Here is an 18,590-nt window from a genome sequence, read left to right on the forward strand (position 1 = left end):
ACAAGCTGAATTTTGGACTGTGTTATTAGCATGCACCATTTAGGAAGTTTAATTCTCTGGTTGTTTTGAAATTTCATGATGTAGAATGGAACACAATTCAAACTTATATTCATGATGAAAAAAATTGTTTTTTTATTCAGCTTAATGCTAGCCAACAACAGTTTCAGCCAAGACTCTTATTATGATTATCAGCCTATCAAGTCATCTGATACGCAACCCTATTTTAAAGTGCTGACAAAAGGCACGGATATCGATAGGATTCCACTGTTATTAACCACAGTTGATGCTGAAATCAACGGTTTTATGGCTGAGGTGAAGGTGACACAATATTATAAAAACGATGGTTCTGTTCCATTGGAGGCACAATATGTTTTTCCAGGTTCGACTGATGCGGCTGTTCACCAGGTTGAAATGGTTGTAGGTGATAGGAGAATAATAGCCGATATTCAAAAAAAGAAAGAAGCCAAGGAAACTTACCTCAAAGCAAAAGAGGCGGGTAAAACCACCAGTTTATTGGAACAATCTGACCCAGGCCTATTTACCATGAACTTGGCCAATATACTGCCTGGAGATGACATACAAGTTAGTTTGAGTTACACCGAAAAAATCATACCATCACAAGGAAAATACACATTCACATACCCAGCCATTGGAAGACCATCTGTACTGGCCAGAGGCAACACAGCACCGCAGTCTTACGCACCGGGAAAGAACAGTGGATTTGATTTGTCTGTTGTTATTAATTCACCCCATCAAATAGCTGGTATCATCAGTAAAAATCATCTTGTTGAAATTGAGTACCAAAGCGATAAGTCTGCCAACATTCTTCTTGATGAGTCAGAGCAACTAGAATTTAACCAAGACTTTATTTTCGAGTATGATCTGCGAGAACAGGCAGTAGACAGCGGATTGTTGTTGCATCAAGATGAGGAGAGTGGCTATTTTTTACTCACAGTTCAACCACCTGCTGCGTTTAAGACTACAGAAATCATTCCCAGAGAGTACGTATTTGTGGTTGATTCATCAGGTTCAATGACTGGTACACCCATTGAGAACGCTAAATATATTACCCAGTCTTTGATGTCAGATTTAGCCCCTGAAGAATTTTTCAATGTGGTACTGTTTGCGGGCGGTTCTAAGGTTTTCAGCCAAACGCCACAACAAGTCAATCAAGCCGATATCAAAAAAGCGATGAAAATGGTATCTGTGAGTTCTGCTGGTGGCGGTACAGATTTATTCAGCGCGTTAAAATCTATCAATGATATTCCTCGGGTTGAGGGTGTCTCAAGGACCCTAGTCATCATGACAGACGGTGCTATTTCTGTGCCTGATCACACCATTGATTTGTTGCTTGAAACCCCAGATCAAAATGTTTTTGTGATAGGTGTTAGTGGTGGATACAGTAACGATGTTGCTACCATTAAAGCCCTTGCTTTGGCTGGTCAAGGCCAACCATTTTTTATCAGTGATGATGAAGAAGACATCGCCAAAATCCAAGAACAGTTTTTAGACTATGTTCGTTATCCCTTACTGAGTAACATTAATATTGAGGCCATTGGATTTGAGGGTTTAGATATCCAGCCAACCCACGTAGTGGATTTGTTCGCACAACGTCCTGTTTTTATTACGGGTAAATTTGATGGCACACAAAGAGGTAGTCTGAGAATCACAGGTGATGGAAACGGCCTTAAGTATGATGAGTTTTTTGATTTAGACGGTATAGCAGATCAGGACAACCAATCCATTAGGTATTTGTGGGCTCGGGAAAAAATTAATCGTTTGTCATTGAACCAAAATACCAATGAAAACGAAATCACATCACTGGGTTTAGAATATCACTTGATGACTCCATTCACTTCATTTGTCGCAGTTGATCAAATTGTGCGGAACGAGGGTGGCGTTGAAAAAGTAACTCAACAACCCAGTGTCAGTGGCTATGGTTTTGCTGAAAATGATTTTAGAATAGAATTAAACCGGAAGTTTTTTGAGTTGCCAATGATTCCCAAGCCCATTACACCTTCTTTGGTTCAGCTTGATCAAAGACAAAACATTACATTCATAATGGGCCAAGACAAGTCAAGCGACAATCTGTTCTATCAGTTGGCCACAGACTTATTTAATAATCATCCAGACCATAAAACGACACAAGTGGTTCATTTAGATGACTTGGCTCAGATAAAGTCTTATCTTGAAACACACCAAGGTGATATGCCATGGGGTGTGGTCAACGTTGTGGCTCACAGTTCTCCTTGGAGTGGCATTCAACAAGACCATTCTGAATCAGTGGGTAGTACGCTTAATTATTTCAACGTCAATAACTTACTTAATGAAACAAAACAGTCACCATTATCAGACCAAATAATTGATGGACACAGCGAAATACGTTTAATAGGTTGTGCAATAGGTGGACAGAAAAATTTGTTAAATGCGCTGTCTCAATATTTTGGTGGCAATGACCAACAACGGCCACAGGTAAAAGCGCCAAATGACTATGTTTTCTTGAGAAATGAATTCTCTCAACTGGCTTTGTATGGATTAGAAAATCCATGGTTTTTGAGTCACGAAAAAGCGGTATCAAATGACCTCGAATTCATTAAGCAAATCCGTGCTCATGCACCGGAATCAAAATACATAAGCAGCCAGCATTGGACTTTGTCACCGGTGGAAATTAGTTTACCTGTTGATTGGATGACCGAGTTGTCAGAGGAGGCCTTAAAAATAGTGCTGTCACAACAACTTGAACTGATTCGGTATTTGGATGATTTATCGGCATCAATTGATGATTTTAAATGGCGAATAGATGTCAGTAATCAATCAAATCCTGTGCTGATTGGAAGCTCTGTTTTGGTGAAATTTAAGCTACCCGAAGGTGATATCAGCCATTTGTTAGAAAACTTAGATTTTGATAACCCTGACATGATGTCCAGTAGCCATTAAACAGTGATAATCCAGGGGCAGTTGAGTGGGGGTTTTTTTGCGAAATATAATCAGAACTATTGATTATTGGTTAAGAACAAATCAATGGGGTTAAATCAATGGAGTCAGAGACGTTGATTCACTTACTGACCTGAGAAACCGAACGATTCGATAACTCGGATACATCGCTCATTTTCCTCTCTCAAGGGGGGAGAGTGAAATGAGCTGCCTTGGATAAATGGTGAATTAACGCCGATTTTTATATAAATGTTTGACGCTGTGATCGCCGTGGTGGTCGAGGATTTCGTCGAGTTTCTGGCCAACCCTTGAACAATTCCTTATCTGTTCTAATTTTGGCCAGGTGGCTCTTTCACCTTCTATCACCAATTCTTTGATTTCATCTGAATTCAGTTGGCCCAATAGTTTTTGCGGGTTAACAAAACTGAAACTGGGAATGATGTTGATGTCGCCTTTGTACTCTTGCGCCACAGCCGAGTGAAAAATACTCATGGCTTGGCCCACTTTAGGTAATTTACGCAGGTAGCGTCGGCTGAAGTTTTCTCCGCCTTTTAATACCTCATGAGTAGACAGTCGCACCACGTTTTTAACGCCTTCAGGAACGGGTATAAATTCTTCACCTTTCATGATGGCCAGTGATAAAGGGTTGGCTTGGCTGACTATATAATGATTAACTCCATACAGTCTAGCCAGCCTCTTGGCTGGTAAATCATCGGTCACTGCACCATCCACCCATAAGCGATCCGGTAAATAGGGCTGGGCCTCGCCGTAGACATTTTTCGCCATCAACATGACCGGTTCAAAGATACCCGGTACGGCACAAGATGCCATCACTGCCGAGCGCACAAAAACATTCGGCGAGGTGATGGCATTCATCAACCTGGATTTCTGGTGTTCTTCATAGGGTGCGATGGTGATACTGATCATTCTGCCGGTGTTTTCATAGGCTTCTTGAAAAGTAACATCTGGAATGATGGATTCCAGCATCAGTCTTAATGATTCTGAATCGGTTTGTTTACGTATCAGTCTTTTGCGGTATTTATCAATTTCAGCCTGAAGGGGATCAATCACACTGTCATTTTTTAACACTGCGGTTAATTCTTCATCAGTTTTAGTGCCCAGTAAGGCCGCTGAAATAGAACCAGCGCTGGATCCTGAAATGACATTCGGAATCAGGTCATGTTCAAACAATGTCTTTATCACACCGCGATGAAAATGCCCCAGTGAGCCGGCACCACTGAGCATCAAAGCGGAACGACCAAAACAATGGCTGGCGCGCTCAAAAAAATCAAGTTTATCCTGGCCAGTGATGTCTTTGGACTCAGGCACGGTGGAAATGTATTCGAGTGCGTCAACGATTTCATCAACGTATTCAGTGATGAGTTTTTTGGTGCCAAATTTTGCTAATTCGTAAAGGCTTGACTTGCCCATACCGCCTTGGTTGCCATGGATGCCCTCGTTCAATGCGAATAACAGCCCAACATCATCTTTTTCCTGCCTGAGCTGTCTTAAGGTGTCTAATCGGGTACGAATGTTGACATAATCGTAGCTGTTGGATTCTTCTTTGTGTTTCCAGGCTTCAAAACCAGAAAGGATGTCATGTTTAAGAGCAGAGTCCTTCCATTCTTCATAGCTGTTGGCACGGCGCATCTTATATTCAAGATACCTGAGGTTTAGGCTGTTTGAAATGGATGTCATGGGTTAAGCAACAATTAAATTTAGAACGGTGTTTTATTATAGTCAAAAAATCATACTTTTATAGTTGATAAAAATCAATCTAGCCTCAGAAGTCAGTTTGATTGGGTATTATGTTAGGCTTACCAATTGAATATTTGGGCTCATTCAAATCCGTTCGCGAACAGAAAATCAATATCATATGCATATGCAGCACCAGATTCATCAGCAATGCTGTTCTCTGAATAACTGCCTATGAGCACATCGGTTTCGCTTACTGTATAGGCAAAACCAAAGCCAAAGCCTGAGTCAGCTTTTGGGTCACTGGGCAAAAAGGAGTTTTTATACTGCCACTGACCAGCAGTCTGTCCATAATGGTGAACAACAATAAATTCTGGACTCTCATCTGGATCAATCACAGCAGATACCAACAAGTTATTACCATAGCTATTCAAGCCAAGTATGCTTCCGTCAATGTACTCATTATTGGGTGGGCTGATGCTTGAGGTGGTTTGCCAAATGTCATTGACTTTGCTGTAAACATCTAAGAAAAAAGTTGAATCGGAGGGATTGTCTCGTATTGAGCGCCTCAAAATGACTTGTCCGCCGCTGGTAGCTATGCCGGAGTAGGTGTATTGGTTTGATTCTGACTCAGGTTTGATGCGCTGATCTAACTGCCATGTATCCTTCTCATCCAAGCTGTAAATATACACTGCACCTCTTTGTATGCCATCCTCGGTTTGTTCCAAGTACGATGAAATCACCAAAAGGTTATTGTTCAATGAAATCACATCACCAAAATCACCTCCAGCACTGGGCTCTACAGGCATCAGTTTTTGGCTGAAGGTCCACAGATTATTGGTCTTTGTATAAACGTAAACAACGCCTCGACTGATGCCGAAATCATTATTTTCACTGGGCGCAGCGATGATCAAAAACTGATCATTCATATCAACCACTTGACCAAACATAGGAAAAAGCTGATCACCCGTGTAGTCAATTATTTGAGTTTCAATCCAGTTGTCATTAATTTTTTCGAAAACATAAGCTTTGCCGTGATTTTCGTTGATGGTGGTTTGACCAAATGATGAACCGATTAAAATGGTGTTGCCAGATATAGCTGTGCTGCGCCCAAAAGTATCACTGCCAGCCGCATCACTGGCTGTTAAGAATGCTGTCTCTTGCCACACGTTTTCAGCATTTTTCTCGAAAACATAAGCAGCACCGGCGTCGGTTTCACCACTGTGGGTGTGGTACATGGCGCCGATGACTGAAATTTCATGCTCAATGTCCATGCTCACACCGAAGTAACTGAAAAACCGAGCATCAGATGCTTTGAGTTTTTGGTCTTCAAACTGTTGGTAATCTTGGGCTTGGGCAGTTAACAAAAGTTGGGCCAGCAAGTATGCTGAAATGATGGGTTTTCTCATATGTATTCCTTTTTCATAGGATTTACTTATTGGTACCAATAATGGTAAATCCAATTTCAATAATATATTATTTGTTTTGTGCCATGAAGGTTGCACAAAAACAATCGTTGATCATATGTGAGAACATATGAATCAGTATAAGTTCATTCAGCATCAATCGAGCAAGCTTATTTCACCAATATGACGAAATTTACATTGCTCTTGCCATCCCTATATCACTTCACCCAGGTGAAATATTAAAATATGCCCCAGCCAATGAAATACGGCCACATCCATGTGGCTCACTGATGGGAGGTGTTATTCTAATTTTCTGCCGGGCGTATAGGGCGCGGCAGCTGCTTCCATGGCAGCTTCAACGGCCTCAAGTTTCTTCAAATAACTTGATAAATCAATTCGGAATTGTTGCAATCCTGACTCAGCAATAGCGATGTTTTTTTGTTGGGTTTGCGTTGGTTTTTGCGTGGTGCCCCAATGGCCATAAGCCACATAACCAATCCTAGAGCGGATGGCAGGTGAGGTGCTCTCATCCAGGCCCTGTCGAACTGGATCACCATTTAACTGCTGGCGTAATTCAGCCAGTCCTTGTTCTAATTGTTGTAAATCAGCAAACAACTCCTTGCTGGCTTTGGGGGTCTCTAGCAGTGCGGCTTTCATGTGCTTGATGCGGTTGCCAGCTTCTCCCAGTTTTCTGCCCGCGCTTGAGGCTTGTCGCGACAACTCGCTGGTTTTCGCTTGGAATGCTGTCGCGGCCATGTAGTCAGCAGTTGCTATATTGTTGGCCACAGGTTTGACCATGAACGCTTGTGCTTCACCCTGCGACTCCAGTTTGCCATCGTGTGCGATAAAAAGCTGAACGTTGTAATTACCAGGTGCCGCCAATGGGCCCTCTGGATCGCCAACCCAAGGTGGCTTGAAAGCAGGTTGAGAAAAGTTGATTGGGTTGGGTGCGGGAAGCTTCAAATCCCAGTTAATTCGGTGTAGGCCTTTTTTACTGGATCCTTTGAGCCAGCGCACGGCTTGGCCTTCGGCATCACTGACCAAAAACAACACCTGTGGTTTATTTTCTTTGGCTTCCTCTGCCAGCTCTTGCCAGCCTGGGAATGGTACATCGGCATTGTCTTTTCTCAAGGCTTTTTCGGTATCCTGACGCTGGGATTTGGCTGTTTGTGGTATTTCATTGAGGTAGTAAGTGAAAACAGCGCCAAAAGGTGGATTTTCAGCTGCAAAACTGGTGGTGCCTTGTCCAGGCATGCCTTTGGCCTGCATCGGTACATTGGGTACATACCACCATGCGTCTCTGACCGGGAACAGGACATTGGCTTGGTCTTTGAGGGCCTGGCTTAAATGCCGCAATGGTGAATAGTCATCAAGCACATAAAAGCCACGGCCAAAGGTGGCCCCTACCAAATCACTGTCGCGTGTTTGTATTTCGATGTCACGGAAAGAGATGGTGGGTACACCAGCCGCTAATTTAATCCAGTTATCGCCTTTGTTGGGCGAAAAGTAAATACCGAATTCAGTGCCTATGAATAACAGGTTTTCATCAATGTGGTCTTGCTTAATGACCCAAACGATGGTGTCTTCAGGTAAATCACCGGCAATTGAGCGCCAGCTGCGTCCGCGGTTGTCACTCATGAAAAGGTAGGGTTTGAAATCACCGAATTTATGTGCATCGGCGACTGCAAAAACCTCATCTGTATCGTGTTTTGATGCTTCTACGTCATTGATGAAAGCGCGCTTTGGTATTTTTGGTAACTCACTGGCTTTCCAGCTTTTTCCACCGTCTTCACTGACGTGTATCAAACCATCATCAGAACCGGTATAAATTAAGCCTTGTTCTTGGGGGGATTCATCAATAGCGGTTAGGGTGGCATATTTCGACATGGCGCCGTTGTCATACAGCGAGTCCACACTCCAGACCCTTTTGTCCATGGTCTCTAACTGGTAACGGTTGGTGTTGGTGGTTAAGTCACCACTTATTGGTGTCCAGGAATTGCCTTGGTCATCGCTTTGCCAAACGCGTTGTGAGCCAAAATAAATGCGTTGGTTGTTATGCGGGCTGACTTCAATCGGGCTGTCCCAATTCCAGCGCTCTGGTATTTCACCGGTTTCGGGCTGGGGCTGGATGAATATGACCTCATTGGTGCGTCTGTCAACGCGGTGCAAGGTGCCTTGTTGAATTTGTAGGTAGGCGATGTTGGGGTCTTTTGGATCAAAAACGGCATCGGAACCATCAGCTCCCAAAGGTACATACCAATCTTGATTACGCACCCCTTCGGTATTCATGGTTCTTGAGGGACCGTGTAATGAACCCAAGTCTTGGGTACCGCCAACTATGTTATAAAAGGGTTCTGCATTGTCCACATCGAGTTTATAGAACTGGGCGATGGGTAAATTAGGGAAATGCCGCCAAGTACTGCCCTCATCAAATGATTCATACAAACCGCCATCGGTACCAGAAATCAAATGACGACCATCCTTTGGGTTGATCCATAAGGCATGGTTGTCGCTGTGTTTTTCACGACCTGTGCCTAGGTAATTAAAGGTTTTGCCACCGTCGCGTGAAACATGGTAGAAAACATCTAATTGATAAATCAGATCAGGGTCTTGGGGTGATACCTCAATCTCTTGGTAGTAATGAGGCCCGGTGCCACCAGATGTGTAGCTGTTACGTTTTTCCCAACTTTCACCTTTATTCAATGAACGGTATAAGCCTTTTTCTTGGTCGTTTGCCTCTATGGTGGCATAGACTAAATCTGGGTCAGCTGGTGTCACCGCAAGGCCGATTTTGCCCACATCGCCTTTCGGTAATCCAGTTGTTACTTGGCTCCAAGTAACACCATTGTCGGTGGATTTGTAAATGCCAGAATCAGGCCCACCAGCCAAGAATGACCAAGTCATTCTGCGCCGTTGGTAAGCGGCAGCATACATGACATCGGGATTTGAAGGATCAAACTCAATGTCAGTCACACCCGTATTTTTATTTATTTCAAGAACCAAGCTCCATGTTTCGCCACCGTCTTCGGTTTTGTATAAGCCACGCTCGCCACCGGCAGACCACAGTGGCCCTTCAGCAGCCACAAAAACCACATCGCTGTTTCTTGGATCAATTAAGATTCTGCCAATGTGTTCAGACTTTTCCAGCCCCATTTGTCGCCAAGTCTGACCACCGTCTTTGGATTTATAAACACCATCGCCCCAAGCCACATGGCGGCCACTGACATTTTCGCCAGTGCCGACCCAAATCACATCTGAATTGTTTGGATCTATGCTCACTGTTCCAATCGAATAGGACTTTTGGCTGTCAAAAATAGGTGTCCATGTGGTGCCACGGTTGGTGGTTTTCCACAACCCACCAGAACCAACCGCTACATACCAAGTGCTTTGGTCAGTGGGACTGACCGCAATATCAGCAATGCGTCCGCCCATAAAAGCCGGACCGATACCACGTAATTCAAGACCGGACACTGCTTTTGAAATGGCTTCTTTGTGCGCTGTTTTGGCAAATAATGAAGGTATCGGCACCAAGCCAATGGTGATCAATAAAATGAGGGCAAAGCGAATTTTTAACATGATTTAGGCTCGTTAGTAGTTTGTTTTTTATTCTACAATAAAACCATGACTTTGGCAGAGGCAGATGTATCTCATCTATGAGTTAGGCAGGAAGAGCTAGAGATTTACCTTTAATTATTCAACATCATTAATCAGACGATAAAAACGGACTCATCAGCTGTTCATAATTCGGCTACAATCAAAGCAATGAAAAGAATCACATTCAAACATCTGGTCCGTTGGCTGTTGCTGTACTTGCTTTTGCTTTGGATCAGCCTGATGCTCTACCACAGCCACAAACCATTGCCCGCAGGCATCAGCTCGGCAGCACCTGCACAGCCAGTGGTGGATGCACGTTTTCTGGCGGATTACACATGGGTTGATCAAAATGGCTTGCGACAGACTGATCAGCGCATTTTTGATCGGATTCTGAGTCTGATTAATCAAGCCGAGCGAATGGTGGTGTTGGATATGTTCTTATTCAACGATTTCGCTGGTGACCCTGGTGGTTCTGAATCAGACCCCAACATGCGACCGCTGTCTGCCGAGCTCGCAACCGTATTGATGCAGCGCAAAGCGAAGTTGCCTGATCTGCGTGTGGTATTAATCACTGACCCCATCAATCACATCTACGGTGGAATTGAATCAGCGCGTTTACAGCAGCTGGCTGATGCCGGTGTTGAAGTGATAATGACTGATTTGAATCGGCTGCGAGATTCAAATTTTCTCTATTCTGGCTTGTGGCGCCTGTGTTGTTATTGGTTGGGTAATTCGAGCCGTGGTGGTTGGTTACCGAATCCAGTGGGCACTGATAAAGTCACACTGCGAACTTGGCTGAAACTGGCCAACTTCAAAGCCAACCACCGCAAGATGTTGGTGGTGGACTCCAATGAAAAGCTGATTGGTTTGGTGACCTCAGGCAATCCACATGATGCCAGCAGCGCCCATGGTAACGTGGCGCTGGAGTTTACTGGCCCCAGCGTGGCTGACTTACTGGCCACTGAACAGGCCGTTTTGGATTTTTCAACCACAGGTATCGAGCCACTAGCAACTGCTGAGGATACCGCTGTCATGATGCCATCTGACACCACCATTCAAGTGCTGACCGAAAGTAAAATTCGCGATTATGTCATCAATACATTGAACCAAAGCGGGCACGGTGATCGCATTGATTTGGCGATGTTTTACTTATCCCATCGTGGCATCATCAAAGCGTTAACCCAAGCGCATGAACGTGGTGCCAACTTGCGTGTTTTACTCGATCCCAGTGAAGATGCTTTTGGCAAAAAGAAAAATGGCATGCCCAATCGTCAAGTAGCTGCTGAACTGAACCAAGCAGGCATCCCAGTGCGCTGGTGTGATACCCACGGCGAACAATGCCACAGTAAAATGATGTTGAAACAATCAGCCAATGAACGGGCTGAATTGTTATTAGGCTCAGCCAATTTCACCCGCCGCAACTTAGATGACTTGAATCTTGAAACCAATGTGCTGTTGCTTGGTGATAAAGGCATACCAGCGATGGCAGATGCGTCTGCTTTTTTTGAGCTGTACTGGAAAAATGGACCCGATCAGTTTTTCAGTAGGCCCTATGAATACTATGCCGATGAAGGCCGATTGCGCTATTGGCGATACCGCATCATGGAAGCCACAGGGTTATCGACGTTTTAAAATATCATATCCACACAAATCATTGTTAGGAAACACTTTATTGGCTTCCTGCTGTCTGAATTTAAATTCGCTTGTCTTTTTTCGCTGACCCTTTAAAATAATTGGTTGATCAATCATTTAACCAAATAAAGGGGATAAAAAAATGAAGTACATCACTACGGTTGCCATGTTAATTGGCTTCATCACTGCGCCGTCGCAGGCAGCTAAAAAAGATTCATCCGAGCGCATGACCGATGAATTATTTGCCGGCATGAAACTCAGAAGCATCGGACCGGCTTACATGTCAGGGCGCATCGCCGATATTGAAGTTGATCCAAACAACCCATCCATCTGGTATGTGGCTGTTGGCTCAGGTGGCGTATGGAAAACTTACAACGGCGGCATCACATGGCAGCCCATCTTTGATGATGAAGCCGTGTTCTCAACCGGCGATGTCACCATTGACCCCAGCAATTCAAACATCATTTGGGTCGGAACTGGTGAAAATAACGGCGGACGTCACTTGAGTTTTGGTGATGGTGTGTACCGCTCCAGAGATGGTGGTATGACCTGGGAAAACATGGGTTTGAAAAAGACCGAACACATTTCTGACATCATCATTCATCCCGAAGATTCAAACACAGTGTGGGTTTCAGCCCAAGGCCCGTTGTGGTCAAAAGGCGGTCAACGCGGCTTATTCAAAACCACCGATGGTGGTAAAAACTGGACGAATGTGCTGGAAATTGATGAATGGACCGGCGTGACCTCATTGGTCATTGATTCACGCAACCCAGATAAGCTCTATGCCGCCACTTGGCAAAGACAACGAACCTTACCCACCTATGTAGGCACCGGACCTGGATCAGGTATTCATACTTCTGATGATGGTGGTGAGACTTGGCGTAAGTTGAGCGAAGGTTTGCCCAAAACTGACTTGGGCAAGATTGGCTTGGCCATTTCACCGCAACAGCCAGATGTGGTTTATGCAGCCATCGAGCTGAACCAGCGCAAAGGTGGAGTTTATCGTTCGTCGAACCAAGGCGCCAGTTGGGTGAAAATGTCAGATGAAGTGGGCAGTGGAACCGGACCGCATTATTACCAAGAAATTTTCGCCGACCCACACCGCTTTGATCGCGTTTACTTGATGAGTAATTACAGCAAATACAGCGACGATGGGGGTAAAACCTTCAAACTATTTAATAACAAGAACAAACACGTTGATGACCATGCCATGGCCTTCCACCCAACTGATCCTAACTTCATGTTGGTCGGCAGTGATGGCGGTATTTATGAATCCAGGGATGACATGAAAAAATGGCGCTACATGGCCAACCTGCCCATCACCCAGTATTATAAAATCGCAGTGGATGACTCAGAACCGTTCTATTACGTTTATGGTGGCACCCAAGATAACTCAACCCAAGGCGGCCCTTCACGCACCAACCGCAGCCACGGTATCAAAAACAACGACTGGTTTTTAATTCTTGATTGGGACGGGCACCAACCAGCCACTGAGCCGGGTAATCCTGATATCGTTTACGGCCAAAGACAAGAGGGCAACTTGGCCCGCTACCACCGCAAAACCAATGAATACGTCTCAATCCAACCACAGGCCAGCCCCGGCGAACCCGGTGAACGTTACAATTGGGACGCACCTATCTTGGTATCTGCACATGACCCGAAACGGCTGTATCATGCTTCACAACGCATCTGGCGTTCAGATGACCGCGGTAACACATGGCGCACCATATCGGGTGATTTGACCAAGAATGAAAACCGCATGCACATGCCAGTGATGGATCGCACTTGGTCAGTTGATTCGGGTTTTGATTTATTGGCCATGTCAAACTTCAATACCATCGCTAACATCGCCGAATCGCCTTTGGATGAAAACATCATCTATGCCGGTACCGACGATGGGCTGATTCAAGTCACTGCCGATGGCGGTGAAACGTGGCAGCGCTATGAATTGGATGACATCAGAGGCATACCAGCCACTGCTTACATCAACGACATCCGAGCTGACTTGTATGACAAAGACACCGTTTATGCGGCTTTGGATAACCACAAGTACGGTGATTATAAGCCTTACCTGATAAAAAGTACCAATCGTGGTAAAACGTGGCAGTCAATCACATCCAACTTACCGAACAACCATTTGGTGTGGCGCCTGGTTCAAGATCATGTGAACAAAGACTTGTTGTTCGCAGGTACCGAGTTCGGTTTGTTTTTCACCGTCAATGGCGGTAAATCGTGGGTCGAACTGACCGGTGATGTGCCAACCATTTCATTCAGAGACGTGAAGATTCAACGTCGCGAGAATGATTTGGTGGGTGGTACTTTCGGTCGAGGTATATATATTCTGGATGATTACAGCCCCTTACGAAGCATCAATGAAGAAGCCTTAGCACAAGATGCCTTGTTGTTTCCATCGCGTGATGCTTTGTGGTACATACCGGACAGCATGCACATCGATTCGCAGGGTGATTTTGAATACCAAGCCAAGAACCCAGAGTTTGGGGCGACATTCACTTATTACCTGCGCGATGGCGTGAAATCAATGCGTGAACAGCGCGAGGAGATGGAAAAGAAAAACATCAAAAAAGGCCAATACCCGCTGTATCCTGAGTGGGAAACAGTCGAAGAAGAGGCCAGAGAGGCCAAGCCTGAGGTTTATTTATTGATCAAAGACCAGCAGGATAACATTGTCCGAAAAGTCCCTGCCAGCACCAAAAAAGGCCTGCATCGAGTGACTTGGGATTTACGCAGACCCTCAGTCAATGCGCTGGGTACTTCGCCCAGTTTCTTTGGTGATGTAGGTGCTTTGGTCGCACCAGGTGAGTACACCGCTGCCTTGTATACCACCATAGGCGGTAAAACCACAGAGCTGGCTGCAGCAGTGGCATTCAATGTCGTACCTCTGCACCAAGAAAACGAAGTCGGCGCGGTTTCGCCTGAAAAGCGCAGCGAACAAATCCAAAAGGTTGAGTCTTTGCGTCGCCAAGTTTCTATGGCCAACAGCCAAGTAAAAGAACTGAATGACCAACTGCTCTCAATCAGAACCGGTATGGACCGTTCGACCGCACTCTCAGCTGAATTGGAAGATAAATACCAACAACTCAGAGCGGCAGTGTTCGCCATTGATAATGAACTTAATGGCCTGTCTTTCCGCAGGGATTTAGATGCTATGGGTGCAGCACCAGCAACCTTATCAGATCGTTTGTTTATGATTGAGTTCGCCAGGGCCAACACCTGGGGCTTGACCAATACCCAAAAACAACAAATAACCTACGTCCAAGATGCACTGAACCGCTTGCAGCCAGCACTGACAAAACTGCGCCAAGATGAGTTCCCAGCGTTCAAACAGGTTCTGATGGACGCTGGTGCACCTTGGATGCCAGCAGGTCCGGTACCAAGCAAGTCAATCGAGTAAAGCGCAGCTTAATCAAGCATTTATCAGGGCATGCGGTTCAAGCCACATGCCCTTTTTTTGTTCAGGTGTTTACACCTTTGGTAAAAATTAATGGAATCAATAAAAATGGCCCTGCAATCCCGTTCCTCGAGAGGGCAGGGGCTGTGAGATCTTAAGCAGCATTATTCTGTGCAGGTATAAATACTGACCCTTCTGAATCGCAGGTGCTTGACTCGGTTGGTATTCACCAACATTGCGATGACTTGACCGCAGGCATCGCGTGCTGTTTTCATGACGTCACTTTATGCTGTTTCTTAAATAAAGCAAGGCTGATATCGAAAGTGTATTGGAGCATGTTTTTCCTCTATAACCTGCTAAATAAAAATGACATAAATGCCCATGAATTATGAAATCAAAAACTTGTGATAATATTTTGGTCTTTAATGCATCAATAACATTGTGAAAAAATGCTTAACAAATTCATCAGTTTTACCGTTATCCTATGCGCTTCAAGCAGCAAATTATGGCGACTTTAATACATGAGATTAAACATTGAAAACACCTAAAGACATCAATGGGAAAGCAGTTTCAGTAGGAGATAAAGTCCGCATTGTTAGCCTCTCGGGCAATTGGTTCGATGAACTACCAGATGATGAGTCAGATGACGTATCATCAATGATTGGTGAAGTGTTTGAAATTGAAGAAATTGATGAGTATGGGCAGCCATGGGTAAGTAAATCATGGCCGAATATGGAAGAGGGCAAATGCCACTCACATTCAATTGCACTTGAAAGCCATGAAATGGAATACATCAATGAATAGGTTTCATAAAAAAAACCTTATAATACACACTTGCAAGTGATGCCTTGTCTGTTTTTATCTTTATCCCAACTTTCGTGAGTCGCTGAGCTAAAAATTTTATTTCACAGAAACCTTGGTTTGAAAAAAGCCAGTTATGAATCCAACTATCCAACTCAGCTAAATTTTCAATTGCCTGTATGGTACAAGTTTTCAACTGACGACCCTCGTTTTGTATATTCCCATTGAGTTATTAACTCAGTGGCCAATCTGAGTCAACTCATGGAAAGCTACTGATCATGCTCTGAGGATATGACCATCATATAGAAGGAAGAGATTTAAAACTAAAGTTTTGGATTTAAATTATGGGGTTGGATTGGTGAATGGCTAATTTACTCACAAGAAAGCAGATGAAATCGATGTTTTAAAAAATTTATAGCCCAAAAGTCATGGTTTTAAGTGAAAATTTTGTGAAAGCATTAAAGAGTTGTAGTATAATTGTACTTTTAAGGATGATTAAAGAATACATAAAACACGAGTGCACAAATGGATTTATCGTCAAAAATACTTTTTATAAAATACCTCCAAATTTTTACATGAAAGTGGACTGTTAAATCATGTTTAAGGCTGTGTCCGAATATTGTTTGGAATCATCTGGTTTCAAAATTTTTTAAATTTCTACCTTTTTCGTCATTAAAAAAATAACAATCTAACAAGGAATTATCTAATGAAACTAACTTTTATATATTAAACATTGATATTTAAAACTAAGTTTTAATTATCTTTGGGTGGATTGCTTGATTGTCCACCCTTTATGTTTTAATTTGATTTTAAATTAAGACATATTCTTATAACAATTGAAACAAAACTAATATAAAAATCATAAATATAAATAGGAATTTATTTTGAAAAATCTATTAATTTTTTTATTGGCCTTAGGAGTTCAAACGGCCTATTCACAAAGTTTTACACTTAGCATTGATCCAACAACATGTTCACTAGAGCCCAATCAAAGCTCATGCTCTGTAAACGTAAACTGGACGTCAATAAATGCTACAAGTGTGTGTTTGTGGAGAAAAAGTCCTACTTTATCGCCAGCAAAATTCTCTTGTCAGTCCAATGGGACCAATGTTGTATATCCATACGTGGATATGAATGGGAGAACATTGGAGTTAAGGCATGGTTCTTTGGACTATAATCAATCAATGCTATTCCAGTCCGTCAATGTGAATGCAGTGCAGCCTTCAGGAAGCTTGAATGTGAATCCATCAACATGTCAATTGCAACAAGGTCAAAGCATGTGTTCAGTTTATGCATCTTGGAACTCTTCAAATGCAAATGATGTATGTTTGTGGCGTCATGGATCTAACTTGACACCTGCGAAAGTTTCATGTTTAGCAAATAAGTCTAACCATGAATATCCTTACGTAAATTTATCCGGTAAAACGCTTGAACTAAGATACGGTTCTATGAATTATCAAAGCTCTATTTTATTAGATCAGGTGGAAGTAGTTGCTAATCCTTATCAACCACCTAATATAGCTAACGGTGGTTCTACCATACCTTGGTATTATCATGATTATGACTCATCCACAGATCCTAACGCCCACACAATCATCGCTTCGCCTTATGGTACGATTAAAAGGTATCATGAATCAGGTGTTCGTAGTATGGTATTACAACATCTAAGTGATATGCATGAGGAAGGGCAAAGAAAGATTGGCATAAACTTCTTTCACGGTCGAGGTGCTCAATGGTTTTCACACGGTACATATGTCAATTCGCGTGCTAAAGTTGATACCAATGGAAAAGTTTTTTACATTGAGCCACAATATCTAACAAATTTATCAACTTTATTAACAGACATCAAAAACCAAAATTTTACTCAAGTAATGCTCAATGTTCATTCAGGTGGATGTAATAGCGCAGGTACATGGGTCAATTGGTACAGGGCATGTCAAAAGGACTTGGAATATACATTTAATGGTGCTGAACCCATTAAAGGGCCTGAATCGCGCTATGACCCCCAAGACCCTGAGCCACGCTGGCAACAAACACCTATTTGGAGAGAAAATTGGCAAGTTTTAAAGGCATTGACAATGACTATAGAGACCTCTGGGGTAAATTATTTAATCGACATCCAAAATGAAGCTATGCCTATTGATGTTATGGAAAGTACATTATCTTGTAGTAATTTTGACATAACACAATGTCTTGATCAGTACCCGGCAGAACACAGCGTATTACAAGAGCGGAATGAGGCAATCCTGAGAATTAAATGGAATAAGTTCGTCAATTCATTTGGTAAACAGAAAACCACAGGGTATTCAATCATTGCTCCAAATTTGTGGCACGCACAGCACCGAATGGCTTCGATGGATAATATTTATGGAAGTAACTTTCCGTTGTATAACAACTTTCACATGTATGTAAGAAGTGCTCCAACTGCTACTGCAGTTTTGAATCATGCCAAGACCGTTTCAGGGGTACCTGTCATTATTGGTGAAACATATTACAACGACATTGATACTGCCAATGCTTTAAGAACTGCAGTTGATAGCACAAACACTAGCTTAATGTTTATTTTACAATGGCCTAGAGCACCAATTGATGGTGTTGGCCTGGAAGGCTTCAAACATGACCTACCGTATTCATTTTTGAATTATATGTTAGAAAGTTTCTGACTAAGTCAATATAATTAAATGTGATGATAAAAGGGATTGGTATTCAAGCCTTTACCCATCCCTCTAAAGACGATCAGTAAAACTAACCAAACTAACCAAGGATATGCATCACTTAAAACCTACAAACTAAGTTTTAAGTGATGTTTTTGATTAAAAAATAACTGACTTGACATATGTATTTACAGGAAAGTGATTAAGTCAGAGTTTAAGAAGGAAAATATAATGAATAAAACTTTTTTGATAATAGTGTTTCTATTTTTCAGTAACTATACTTACTCACAATCCGCAACACTAACTTTTAATGACCCAGGGTGTACATTGAATCCTGGAGCCAGTACTTGTACAACACCCATCACCTGGAGCGCATCTAATGCTCCTAATGCTGGGATATTTATTGATAACAACCCTAATTACTGGACCGGAACTCAAGGAACTAAAAATTTCATCTGGACTTCT

9 protein-coding genes are annotated in these 18,590 nt (G+C 43.1%); 6 read left to right on the forward strand and 3 right to left on the reverse strand.

The features are described 5' to 3' along the window. The first annotated feature begins 111 nt into the window (after positions 1-111). Entirely contained in the window at positions 112-2,937 is a 2,826-nt protein-coding gene (locus tag QNI24_RS14910; protein WP_267177350.1) for a VIT and vWA domain-containing protein, read from the forward strand. 225 nt (positions 2,938-3,162) lie between these two features. Here QNI24_RS14910 and QNI24_RS14915 read toward each other — a convergent pair whose 3' ends face one another. The 3 genes from QNI24_RS14915 to QNI24_RS14925 form a co-directional block, all read right to left on the reverse strand. Further along, positions 3,163-4,632 (reverse strand): DUF3336 domain-containing protein, encoded by a 1,470-nt coding sequence (locus QNI24_RS14915; RefSeq protein WP_267177351.1) that lies wholly within the window; start codon positions 4,630-4,632, stop codon positions 3,163-3,165. Between the two features lie 140 nt (positions 4,633-4,772). Then, positions 4,773-6,038 (reverse strand): FG-GAP repeat protein, encoded by a 1,266-nt coding sequence (locus tag QNI24_RS14920; RefSeq protein WP_267177352.1) that lies wholly within the window; start codon positions 6,036-6,038, stop codon positions 4,773-4,775. A 297-nt stretch (positions 6,039-6,335) separates the two neighbouring features. Beyond that, positions 6,336-9,611: a WD40/YVTN/BNR-like repeat-containing protein gene (locus QNI24_RS14925; protein ID WP_267177353.1), complete on the reverse strand. Its 3,276-nt coding sequence runs from the start codon at positions 9,609-9,611 to the stop codon at positions 6,336-6,338. Between the two features lie 186 nt (positions 9,612-9,797). Between QNI24_RS14925 and QNI24_RS14930 the strand changes: the two genes are divergently transcribed. The 5 genes from QNI24_RS14930 to QNI24_RS14950 form a co-directional block, all read left to right on the forward strand. After that, positions 9,798-11,261: a phospholipase D family protein gene (locus QNI24_RS14930; RefSeq protein WP_267177354.1), complete on the forward strand. Its 1,464-nt coding sequence runs from the start codon at positions 9,798-9,800 to the stop codon at positions 11,259-11,261. A gap of 142 nt (positions 11,262-11,403) precedes the next feature. After that, entirely contained in the window at positions 11,404-14,673 is a 3,270-nt protein-coding gene (locus QNI24_RS14935) for a VPS10 domain-containing protein (protein WP_267177355.1), read from the forward strand. A 531-nt stretch (positions 14,674-15,204) separates the two neighbouring features. Continuing rightward, positions 15,205-15,474: a hypothetical protein gene (locus QNI24_RS14940; protein WP_267177356.1), complete on the forward strand. Its 270-nt coding sequence runs from the start codon at positions 15,205-15,207 to the stop codon at positions 15,472-15,474. Positions 15,475-16,355: 881 nt separating this feature from the next. Beyond that, positions 16,356-18,134: a hypothetical protein gene (locus QNI24_RS14945; RefSeq protein ID WP_267177357.1), complete on the forward strand. Its 1,779-nt coding sequence runs from the start codon at positions 16,356-16,358 to the stop codon at positions 18,132-18,134. Positions 18,135-18,356: 222 nt separating this feature from the next. Beyond that, the coding region (locus tag QNI24_RS14950; RefSeq protein ID WP_283708762.1) for a hypothetical protein at positions 18,357-18,590 on the forward strand (234 nt) is incomplete at its 3' end.

It is taken from the genome of Marinicella marina (genome assembly GCF_030065545.1).
GTDB lineage: Bacteria > Pseudomonadota > Gammaproteobacteria > Xanthomonadales > Marinicellaceae > Marinicella > Marinicella marina.